Source organism: Capnocytophaga sp. oral taxon 326 str. F0382 (genome assembly GCF_000318295.1).
Taxonomy (GTDB): domain Bacteria; phylum Bacteroidota; class Bacteroidia; order Flavobacteriales; family Flavobacteriaceae; genus Capnocytophaga; species Capnocytophaga periodontitidis.
Genome location: NZ_KB291464.1, coordinates 164,763 through 176,397, shown reverse-complemented (window position 1 = coordinate 176,397; position 11,635 = coordinate 164,763). Strand labels below are relative to the sequence as shown.

At 37.4% G+C, this 11,635-nt stretch carries 6 protein-coding genes and 1 pseudogene; 2 read left to right on the top strand and 5 right to left on the bottom strand.

The genetic code is table 11. The features are described 5' to 3' along the window. Positions 1–54 precede the first annotated feature (54 nt). The 4 genes and pseudogenes from HMPREF9073_RS14210 to HMPREF9073_RS14195 all read right to left on the bottom strand — a co-directional run bounded on the left by HMPREF9073_RS14210 (position 55) and on the right by HMPREF9073_RS14195 (position 5,082). A complete protein-coding gene (locus HMPREF9073_RS14210) occupies positions 55–1,956 on the bottom strand; it encodes a S9 family peptidase (RefSeq protein ID WP_009751183.1) in 1,902 nt (633 codons plus the stop codon). Then, a complete protein-coding gene (locus HMPREF9073_RS14205; RefSeq protein WP_009751182.1) occupies positions 1,953–3,092 on the bottom strand; it encodes a heparan-alpha-glucosaminide N-acetyltransferase domain-containing protein in 1,140 nt (379 codons plus the stop codon). The genes HMPREF9073_RS14210 and HMPREF9073_RS14205 overlap by 4 nt, the downstream gene beginning before the upstream one ends. A 150-nt stretch (positions 3,093–3,242) precedes the next feature. Next, complete coding sequence (locus tag HMPREF9073_RS14200) at positions 3,243–3,785, bottom strand: DUF4199 domain-containing protein (RefSeq protein ID WP_009751181.1); 543 nt, start codon at positions 3,783–3,785, stop codon at positions 3,243–3,245. Positions 3,786–3,812: 27 nt separating this feature from the next. Then, positions 3,813–5,082 (bottom strand): annotated as a pseudogene (locus HMPREF9073_RS14195) (acetyl-CoA hydrolase/transferase family protein). 115 nt (positions 5,083–5,197) lie between these two features. On the opposite strand from HMPREF9073_RS14195, the gene HMPREF9073_RS14190 reads away from it, so the two are divergent. Continuing rightward, positions 5,198–5,608, top strand: coding sequence for a BrxA/BrxB family bacilliredoxin (locus HMPREF9073_RS14190; protein ID WP_009751177.1), 411 nt, complete (start codon positions 5,198–5,200; stop codon positions 5,606–5,608). Between the two features lie 76 nt (positions 5,609–5,684). Here HMPREF9073_RS14190 and HMPREF9073_RS14185 read toward each other — a convergent pair whose 3' ends face one another. After that, positions 5,685–8,861, bottom strand: coding sequence for an efflux RND transporter permease subunit (locus tag HMPREF9073_RS14185; protein ID WP_009751176.1), 3,177 nt, complete (start codon positions 8,859–8,861; stop codon positions 5,685–5,687). A gap of 284 nt (positions 8,862–9,145) precedes the next feature. On the opposite strand from HMPREF9073_RS14185, the gene lon reads away from it, so the two are divergent. Next, positions 9,146–11,602 carry an endopeptidase La gene (gene lon / locus HMPREF9073_RS14180; protein ID WP_051046615.1) on the top strand — a complete coding sequence of 819 codons (2,457 nt, stop codon included), beginning with the start codon at positions 9,146–9,148 and terminating at the stop codon, positions 11,600–11,602. The last annotated feature ends 33 nt before the right edge of the window (positions 11,603–11,635 follow it).

The following is an 11,635-nucleotide window of genomic DNA, read 5'->3' as shown; positions in this document are numbered from 1 at the left end:
AAGTTTAAACTAAACTTTTTGGACAGCCTCTTTTCTATTTGTTGTTCCATTATGTTATAGTGTTTCTTTTAGCCATTTGAAGAACGTTCTCTGCCATAAGAGTCCATTCTGAGGTTGTAATACCCAGTGGTTCTCATCAGGAAAATAAAGTAACTCACTCTTGATGCCTCTCAGTTGAGCTGCTGTAAAAGCTTGGAATCCCTGTTCTTCGGGTACTCGGTAGTCCTTCCCTCCGTGAATGATGAGAATAGGGGTGTCCCATTCTGTAATCTTCTCTATAGGATTGAACTCTTTATACGATTTTTGCGCTACAGCGTTCTTTTTATCCCAATAAGCACCTCCTATTTCGTTATTGTTGAAGAAGAGCTCTTCGGTAGTGCCATACATACTTTGTAAGTTGAATACTCCGCAATGGGCAATAAACGTCTTAAAGCGTTTTTGGTGAATACCTGCTAAGTAGTAGATTGAATATCCTCCGTAGCTGGCACCTATAGCTCCCAATCGTTCTTTGTCTACATAAGGTTCCTTGGCAATGTCATCAATAGTCGATAGGTAATCGCGCATTGGCTGTCCGCCCCAATCTCCACTAATTTGCGCATTCCATTCTATCCCAAAGCCTGGTAATCCTCTGCGGTTGGGAGCTATCACTATATAACCTTGCGAAGCCATTACTTGGAAGTTCCAACGGAAACTGTAAAACTGGCTCACAACAGATTGTGGTCCTCCTTGGCAGTAGAGTAGGGTAGGGTACTTCTTGTTAGGGTCAAAGTTGGGTGGGTAAATTACCCAAGCGTGCATTTTCTTACCGTCAGTAGTTTTGATGATACGCTCCTTAATAGGACATTCAGCAATCCCTTTGTATAGCTCATCGTTAAAATGTGAAAGCTGTGATAGTCTTATGCGCCCCTTTTTCTCTTTTAAATTGATAGTATACAGTTCAGCTGCGTGGTTCATATCCGTACGCATCACAACCAATTGGTCATCTGCTTGTCCTACTATACTATTCACATCAAATACACCTTGTGTGAGTTGTCTTGGGGTGGTATCTTTACTAAAAGGAGCTACTACAAACACTTGCTCTGTTCCTTGGGTAGCCGCAATTAGGTATATTTGCTTCCCATCGTTGCTCCATCGGTAACTGAAAACAGTATTATCCCAGTTAGCTGTAAGGTTAATGCGTTTGCCGTCCTTCAATATATAAAGGTCGTTCTTATCGGCTTCATTACCGTCGTGTGCCATACTGAGCCACGCAAGAACGCCTTCTTTGTTATACTGAGGGTTGGTGTCATACCCCATCATTCCTTCGGTGAGGTTTGTTGTTTTTTTCGAGCTGAGGTCGTACTCGTAGATATCAGTATTAGTGCTTAGTACATAATCAGTGCCTACTTTAGCTTTGGTTACATAAAGTACCTTTTTACCGTCTAGACTCCATATATAATCCTCATCACCTCCAAAAGGCAACTGCGGACAGTAATAGGGCAATCCTTCCATTATATCAGTTTGCTTACCATTACTATCTTCTATCATCACGTGATTGTAACTACCTTCATTCCATGTGTCCCAATGGCGGTGGTCTAAGCTACTGTACAGCTTTCCTGATGATTTTTCTAAGTCGGTATAGAAGTCTTTCCCTAAAACCGACTTTAATTTTACTTCCTTATGAGTGAGTTTTAGGCTTTTATCGGTATTGTATTTAGCCGTGAGCTTTTCTACCTCTTCTTTGCTTATAGGAATGGGTACGCCTCCTTTTACGGCAAGTTTATAGTATTCTTTGTTAAAAGTATTTTCCTTTATATTTGGAGTACTCACACTCATCAATACATATTGCTGGTCGGGGGTAATACCTATACCATTCACGCGATGTAGTTCCCATAGTTTTTCGGGGGTGAGAGGTTGTTGTGCTTGTATGCTATTAAATGCCATAACCGAAGCTAAAATAATAAGATGTTTTTTCATTCCTTAACAAATAAGGCAACAAGCCTTCCTAATAGTTTTACAATAAATTGGTAACTCTCTACCAAAAACGCTCTGATTTCTTTTAATACAAAAGCAATCCCTGATTTGATAACAGGTTTTACCCGATTGTAAATAAATGATAACCATACGCACACGGCTATAAAGGCAGGCGCTCCTAATACCACTTGATAAGGTTTTAACTGCCCTCCGAAGTGCTGTATAAGCCCGTGTGAGGTAATACTACCGTATATGATAAAGCAGTGTACAACGTAAATCGATAGGGTGTTTTGTCCAATAGTTTTAATCAGTTGTGAAGTAATCACATTGCGCATTAGGGCAAAGAAACCAAATACTAGCAATACATTCCCCAAACGTAAATAAGCAAAGTCCTGCATTAGTCGCTCAAAAAATGGGGAATGGTTGATATAGAACAGTTGTTCTATCATAAAGTGAAAACCCCACAACAAGAATGCTCCTACGCTTAGAAATAGCAGAATAGCATTGCGGTATAGGTGAGGGTGATTTTTATATCGCTGAAATAGATATCCCATAAACCCTCCAAACGACACATAGCCAAACCAAGGAAAAATAGGAAAGAAACTACCGTGTACACGAGTCAGATAATTAGCAATCGGCAAGGGTAGTGAATCAAAGCGCAAATCCTTGTAAAAAGGCTCAAAAGTGAACGCCAATAGGGTAGTGGTGAGCAATATCGTAGGCATTACCCACGACTTGCGGTTATATGAAAGTAAGTAAGTAGCGATAAGCAACAAGAGTGAAAGCCCAATACAGTGCAGTACATCTACACTTTGGAAACTCATACGCAAGAAGTAAGCAATACCGATGAGCATCAGTCCACGCCTAATACCTTTCATCACACGAGGATTGTTCCACCCCATTTTTGTAGCATCACTTTCTTTTACCAATAAAAAAGTGAAGATAAACCCCGAAACAGTGAAGAACACAGGAGCGGTAATACCTGTACAATAATGCCAAAACCAGTAGATAAAGTTGTTTTCATCGCGATAACGATCAGCAATAAGTCCATTTACAAAGTGCCCTTGTAACATCATACAAATAGCAAAGGCACGAATTACATCAATAAAATCAAGTCTGAATTTCTTTACTTTTTCCATACTTATAATGTCTTAAAGAGGTTGCAAAGGTACAAATTAATTAACAATTAGCAAGTAATAGTTAAGAACTTGTCTTTTTTATAAACAAAAAAAACTTTGCTAAAATCCTTAGATTTTAGCAAAGTCTAATTTAAGTTATTTTGTTGCTTTTTAAAGAGGCATTGGCTGTTCTTTTTTCTTCACAGCTCCTACAATAGCTGAGATGATGAGTCCTCCAATAGCCGAAAATATTATAGAAGTAGAAAATGATGAAACGATAGAAGGTTTGTTAGCATACATTTTATCTTGGAATTCTTCTAACTGTTCTTCATTAAAATTTGCCATAGCACTCATTTTTTTCATTGCAACCTCCACTACCTTATCATAATAGTCAGGGTCAATAATAGTTGCGTATATCACTTGGTAAATAGCTCCAATCACTCCTGCTATAACAGCGACCAGTACCCCTACTTTAATAGCTTCTCCTATAGAGAGAAAGCCCTCATTAGCTTTTTTGTATTGTTCTACCGCCATTACAATAAAAACTACAGAAATGGCTATATTTATTAACCAAGTAATAACAGCTAATAAAGTGCTATCAGTATACAAAAAGTCAGTTATGTATAACAATACGGTAAAGGCTACAGATGCAAGCCCTAATAAAATTCCATTTCTAAGTGTAATACTTAAGAAGTTTACATTTTTTGTTTCCATAAGCGAAATAATATTTAAAGTTAATTTTTATTTATACATTTCAAAAGCTGCTCTTTCTAAAGCTTCTCTATGATTAGGATGCGCTATGGCTATCAGTGCTTTAGCGCGTTCTTTTAGGCTTTTGCCAAACAGTTCAGCAACTCCATATTCAGTTACTATATACTGTACGTGTGCTCGAGTAGTAACTACACCTGCTCCTTGTTTGAGAAAAGGTACAATTTTACTTTCCCCTTTATTAGTTACTGAAGGGAATGTAATAATAGATTTACCTCCTTCACTTAGCATAGCTCCACGCACAAAATCTATTTGTCCACCAAAGCCTGAATAGATAGTGCTACCTATAGAGTCTGCACATACTTGTCCTGTGATATCTACTTCTATAGCCGAATTAATAGAAATCATCTTGGGATTCTGACGAATAACAGATACTTCATTGGTATATGAAGCCTCTGCCATTTTTCTACTGAAGGGTTATGGTCTATAAAATCGTATAACTCTTGTGACCCCATCGCAAATGAAGCTATGATTTTACCTTTATCAATTTTCTTTTCGTAGCCATTAATAACTCCTTTTTTTACCAAATCAAGCATCCTTCAGTAAGAAGTTCTGTATGAATACCTAAATTTTTAAGGTGTCCCATTTCACCTAAAGTAGCATTTGGAATATTTCCAATACCCAATTGTAAAGTACTGCCATCTTTTATAAGGGGTACTATATGTTGGGCTATCTGCTTTTCTATAGCATTGGGTTCTGAAAGATGTAATGAAAAAATAGGAGCATCTTGTTCTACCAAATAGTCTATTTCATCTATATGCACAAGAGCATCGCCATAAGCGCGTGGCATTTTCTTATTTACTTTTGCTATAACGCATTTAGCATTGCGAATGGCCGATTTACAAGCCTCTACGCTCACTCCCATAGAGCAGAATCCAAATTTATCAGGGGGCGATACTTGTATAAGTACTACATCTACTTTCACCTGTTTGCGATCGAATAGTAATGGCATATCACTTAGGAAAATAGGTGTATATGATCCATTACCTGCTTTTATTATATGTCGGACATTCTTAGAAAGGAAGAAAGAATCTATATAGAAACTATCTTTATATTTAGGGTCGGCATAAGGGGCATCTCCTTCTATATGGATATGCCCGATGGTAACATTTTTTAACTCGGGTGCTCGTGCTACAAGGGCGTCTACTAATATTTCAGGTACGGCTGCTCCTCCGTGTATATAGACAAAATCACCGCTTTTCACTACTTTTAAAGCTTCTTCGGCAGTTGTAATTTTTTTCATTTAAAATTAATGTTTAGTCAGTGGCTCAAAAGTACAACATAATTTCTAATTGACAAAATAATTTGTGATATATTTTTTTTTATTACCTTTGCACCCGATTTAAAAATGAAATATTATGTATCCACCTGAATTGATAAAACCAATGATAGAAGAACTAACAAACGTTGGTTTTCAAGAATTAAAAACAGTTGAAGCTGTAAAAAATGCTATTGAACAAAAGGGAACTACGCTTGTAGTAGTGAACTCTGTTTGTGGTTGTGCGGCTCGTAATGCACGCCCTGCTGTGCTTTATAGTTTACAAAATGCTAAAAAACCTGACCATCTCACTACAGTTTTTGCAGGAGTTGATAGAGAAGCTACGGAAGAAGCACGCCAATATATGTTACCATTTCCTCCTTCTTCTCCAAGTATTGCTTTATTCAAAGATGGAGAATTGGTGCATATGTTAGAGCGTCATCATATTGAAGGTCGTATGGCAGAAGTAATTGCTGAAAATCTTCAACAAGCTTATGATGAATTTTGTTAACTAAATGTTTATTGTATGTCATTAAAAAAGAGCTGTCCTCAATTGGACAGCCCTTTCTTTTTATAAAGATGAATAGTTATACTTCGTGTTCGCCTTTGATGTCTCTGTGCTCGTAATCAGCAATCATCAGTTTTTCGTAATCAGTCTTAGTACCTTTACCGAAACGTCTGCCAATATTGTCAAAAATAAGGTATACCAAAGGTACTACAATAAGTGTTAAGAACAATGAGGAAATAAGTCCACCTATAATTACAATCGCCAAACCATTGTTCACTTCGGCACCTGCTCCATTGGCAATAGCAAGCGGAATCATACCTGCTACCATTGCGATAGTCGTCATTAAGATAGGGCGTAAACGGGCGTGGTTTGCTTGTATTAATGCAGTTACAGTATCTTCCCCTTCTTGCTTGCGGTGGTTAGCGAAGTCTACTAACATAATCGCGTTCTTAGCAACCAACCCAATAAGCATAATGATACCTAAAAGAGTAAAGATATTGAGTGACATATTAGCTAATGCCAAAGCTACTAAAGCTCCAATGAACGAAAGCGGTATAGAGAACAATACTACAAAAGGTCGTGAAAAACTGTCGTATAACACTACCATTACCATATAAACTAAGAGAATAGCCGCAAAGAGCGATATAAACAAGGTGCCAAATCCTTCGTCTTGCATCTCTTGGTCACCTGTAAAAACAAAGTGTACGTTAGCAGGTTTTTCTAATTGGTCTATCTTAGTCTTCCATTCTGAAACTATAGTACCTGTAGGACGACCTACCGATTGAGCTTGTACTGTTACCGAAGGAGATTTGTCATAACGTTCCAGCTGTGTAGGTCCTGAAGCGTAGGCTATAGTCGCAAATTGTGATAGTTTTACCTGTTGTCCCACCGAGTTGATAAACATCATATTTTCTATATCGTCTATAGACTGACGGCTACCTTCTTCAAACACTATATTAATATTGTATTCTGAATCTCCTGTACGGAACTTACTGTCGTCATTACCATTAAAAGCGGTTCGCATCGTTCCCCCTACAGTAGCAATATTAAGTCCTAACATTGCCATCTTATCGCGGTCTATCTGCACATTTATTTCGGGATTACCAGATTCTGAGGAAAGCTTAATTTCAGTAGCACCTTCAACAGTTTTAAGAAGCTCAGCTGTTTTCTCAGCGTACTGTTGGGCTACTTCCACATTGTCAGAAGTAACTACCAAAGCAATTGGGGATTGTTCAGCTCCCATCATTCCTACCGGTACAGTCTTCACTTTAGCTTCTACTAAATACTGACTCAGTTTGCGTTTCAGCTTTGCCGCAATTACGTTAGTCGATTCATTACGTTCTTTCTTATCAATAATAGTAAGCTGTATTTCCGATTTATAAGGGGTTGCTTGTGAAGCTCCCATACCACTGGTAGACTGTCCTACAGTAGTAATCATACTCTCTACCAAAGGTTTATTGGTACCCTCTACTTTTAAGCTACGAAGGTAGTTTTCAGCTTTTTGGGTCATAAAGTTAGTCTGCTCTAAGGAAGCATCTTTATTCAATTCAAACTGCACTAAAAACTTTCCTCTATCCATATTAGGCATAAACTCAGATCCGATAAATCCAGTAGGAATCAATGAACAAGAACCTACAAAAAGGAAAAATACCAAAATAATAGTTTTCCATTTATTGGCAAATACCCATACCAATAAGTCAGAGAAGAACTGTGTAAATCGTTTGAGGTATCCTTCAAAGCCTATGGTTAGTTTTCCTAAAAATGAATTGGGATTTGCGTGCTCTAATTTTCCAAACCTAGAGTACAACCAAGGGACTACTGTAAAAGACATCAATAATGAAAGCATTGTAGCAATAGCTACAGTCAAACAAAACTCACGCAATACTTTTACTACAATAGCATTACCTAATGAAATAGGAACGAACACTACCACAATTACTAAGGTAATAGCCATTACAGTAAGCACAATTTCCTTAGAGCCGTCAAAAGCAGCACGCACTTTATTCTTACCCATTTCCATATGGCGGTGAATGTTTTCCAATACTACAATAGCATCGTCCACCAAGATACCTACCACCATCGAAAGGGCAACAAGGCTCATCAAATTCAGTGTAAAACCAAAGAAATACATACCTATAAAAGTAGCGATGAGAGAAGTAGGTATAGATACCATTACAATAATAGCATTACGTAGGCTGTGAAGGAAGAAAAACATCACTACTGCTACCAATACAATAGCCAATATCAAATCGGACATTACAGAGTTGGCTGCTTCTAAGGTAAACTCACTGGTATCTTCTGCCAATAACATTTTTACACCTTCATTTTTATAAGTCTGCTCTACTTGTGCCATCTTCTTGCGTACCAACTCACTCACCGATACAGCATTAGCATCGGTTTGTTTCAATACTTGTAGCAAGAGAGTATTTTCTTGGTCTATACGCGCTATTTTAGTAGCTTCTTCTTCGGTGTCTTGCACATCAGCTACATCCGAAAGTCGTATCTCTACTCCATTCTGTGAAGTAAGTATAAGGTTGCGCAACTGTTCTACATCTTGTAATTTACCAAGCAAACGTATAGAAGTGCTATTCTCACGAGTTTTAATTTTACCCGCAGGAATTTCCATATTCGAAGCTGCAATCAATTGTTGTACTTGAGCTATAGAAAGACCATAACCTTCTAACTTCTTAGCATCAATGCTCACTCGTATTTCGCGTTTGCGACCACCTATTATATTTACTTGTGCTACTCCTGGAACACGTGATAACTCCGGCTGTATTTTTTTATCTACCAAGTCGTACAATTCTTGTGCCGATAGGTTAGAGGTAACCCCTATGGACACAATAGGCAAATCGGAAAGAGAGAATTTACTCAATGATGGCTCTTTAGCATCATCGGGCAAATCAGCTCTTATTGCATTAATTTTGCGCTGTGCCTCATTAAGGGTATTATCTACATTCGCATCGTTAGTAAGTTGTACTACTACCACCGAAAGGCTTTCATACGAATATGATTGTATCTTTTTGATATTTTCCAAAGCCGAAACGGCATCCTCGATTTTCTTTGTCACGGTGCTCTCAATCTCCGAAGGAGAGGCTCCCGCATACACAGTAGAGATCGTAACTACATTCACTTCAAACTTAGGAATGAGTTCGTAGTTCAATAACTTATACGAATAGAAGCCACCAAGTAGCAACAACAAGAGCATCACAATAAGTACACTGGGACGCTTAATAGAAAGTTTAATTAAATCCATTTGTTTATTTGTTCTAAATCGGCGGCAAAAGTACAACAAAAAAACTTAATAAACAAAAAAAGTTTCCAAAAAATATTTTCTTCAATTATACTACTATAATTTCTTTTTCTATTTAAAATCTATCCTTAAACTAATTACCTAATCTTGGCACATCTATTGCAATATATACGCAAAACATTAACTATTTTTTATTTAGTGTCTTGTTTGTCAGTAATTTATATATATTTTTTTACTTGTATAAAATAATCACTACTGACAAAATGGCACTTTCTAATAATACAAATATGAATATAGGAAATTTTGACAGCCTTGTTGCTGAACATATCGATGAAGATACTGAATTTATACCACTTCTCACTTTAGAAGATGAAGAAGAAATAGAACGTGAACGCATTCCTCACGTATTACCTATCCTCCCCTTAAAAAATACCGTACTTTTCCCAGGCGTAGTAGTGCCTATCACTGCAGGGCGTGATGCTTCTATTCATCTTATTAATGAAGCTTATGCCACTACTAAAACAATTGGTGTGGTAGCCCAATTAGATGAAAAAACGGAGATTCCAGAAGGTAAGGATCTCTTCCGCTTTGGTACAGTAGCTCGTATACTCAGAGTACTAAAAATGCCTGACGGCAATGTTACTATCATTATTCAAGGTAAAAAACGTTTTGAAATAGAAAGTTTTGTTGAAGAAAAACCCTATATCAAAGCGGTGATCAAAGAAATGTCGGATATAAAACCCGACCCTAATGATAAAGAGTTTGAAGCAACTATTGATGCAGTAAAAGACCTTTCTATTAAAATTATACAGGAAAATCCAAACATCCCTTCAGAGGCTGCTTTTGCTATCCGAAACATAGAAAGTTACTCGTTCCTCATTAACTTTATATCATCCAATATGAATGCTACCGTTTTGGAAAAACAAGGCGTATTGGAAATTGATGAGCTGAAAGAGCGCGCTACAGCTATCTTAAAATATTTAAACATCGACTTGCAACGTCTTACTCTGCGCAACGAAGTACAATCGAAAACTCGTATTGATATCGATCAGCAACAACGTGAGTACTTCTTGCATCAGCAGATGCGCACTATTCAAGAAGAATTAGGCGGTGTATCGTATGAGCAAGAGATGGAAGAACTCAAAAAGAAAGCTAAAACCAAAAAATGGGACGAAAAAATAAAAGAACTCTTTGAAAAAGAACTCAGCAAACTACAACGCACCAATCCTAATAGCCCCGACTATGGTATCCAGCGTAACTACTTAGAAGTACTCTTAGAATTACCTTGGAATGAATATTCTAAAGATAACTTCGACCTAAAACGTGCTCAGAAAATCCTCGATAAAGAACATTATGGATTAGAAGAAGTGAAACGTCGTATCATAGAGTATTTAGCAGTACTCAAACTGCGTAATGATATGAAATCACCAATTTTGTGTTTCTACGGACCTCCTGGGGTAGGAAAAACTTCTTTAGGTCGTTCTATTGCTAAAGCCTTAAATCGCGAATATGTACGAATGTCTTTAGGTGGTTTGCACGATGAGGCTGAAATACGTGGGCACCGTAAAACTTATATAGGTGCAATGCCTGGTCGTATATTACAGCAACTCAAAAAAGCTAAAACCTCTAACCCTGTTTTTGTGTTAGACGAAATTGATAAATTAGGTAGCAATAGTTACCAAGGAGATCCTTCTTCGGCAATGCTCGAAGTGCTTGACCCTGAACAAAACAAGGAATTTTACGACAATTTCCTCGAAATGGGCTATGATCTCTCTAAAGTAATGTTCATCGCTACTGCCAATGATCTTTCTACCATACAACCTGCTTTACTCGATCGTATGGAACTCATTAACGTAACAGGTTATACTATAGAGGAAAAAACTGAAATAGCCAAACGACATCTATTGCCAAAACAATTAGAAGAACACGGTATGAAAGATACTGATTTGCTGTTAGGTAAAAAAGAAATAGAACGCATTGTTGAAGGCTACACTCGTGAATCTGGTGTGCGTGCTTTGGAAAAAGAAATTGCCAAAGTAGTACGTTATGGAGCTAAAAACCTTGCAATGGAAGAAGCGTACGACCCTAAACTCACTATAGAAACTATAGAAAAAATATTAGGACCTGCCCGCTTAGAACGTGATAAATATGAAGACAATGAGGTAGCAGGTGTAGTTACTGGATTAGCTTGGACAAGTGTAGGAGGTGATATCCTCTTTATAGAATCTGCCCTTTCTAAAGGAAAAGGTGTACTGAATATTACAGGTAACTTAGGTCAGGTAATGAAAGAATCGGCTACCATCGCCTTAGAATATTTAAAAGCTAATGCTGAACGATATAATCTTAACCCTAAACTCTTTAGCAATTACGATGTACACATACACGTACCCGAAGGAGCTACTCCTAAAGATGGTCCAAGTGCTGGTATTGCAATGCTTACCTCACTAATGTCGCTCTTTACTCAAAAGAGAGTGAAAAAACACTTGGCAATGACCGGAGAGATTACTTTGCGTGGAAAGGTACTACCGGTAGGTGGACTTAAAGAGAAGATTTTGGCAGGGAAACGTGCAGGTATTAAAGAATATATTTTATGTAAAGACAACGAAAAAGACATCTTGGAAATCAAACAAGAATACCTTAAAGGACTTACTTTTCTCTATGTAACCGATATGGAAGAAGTAATACGTTTAGCAATTACCAACCAAGATGTAAAACACAAAAAAGTTTTAACTTTTGATGAATAATTTGTATCTTTGCATTCTCATAACATAAAAAAC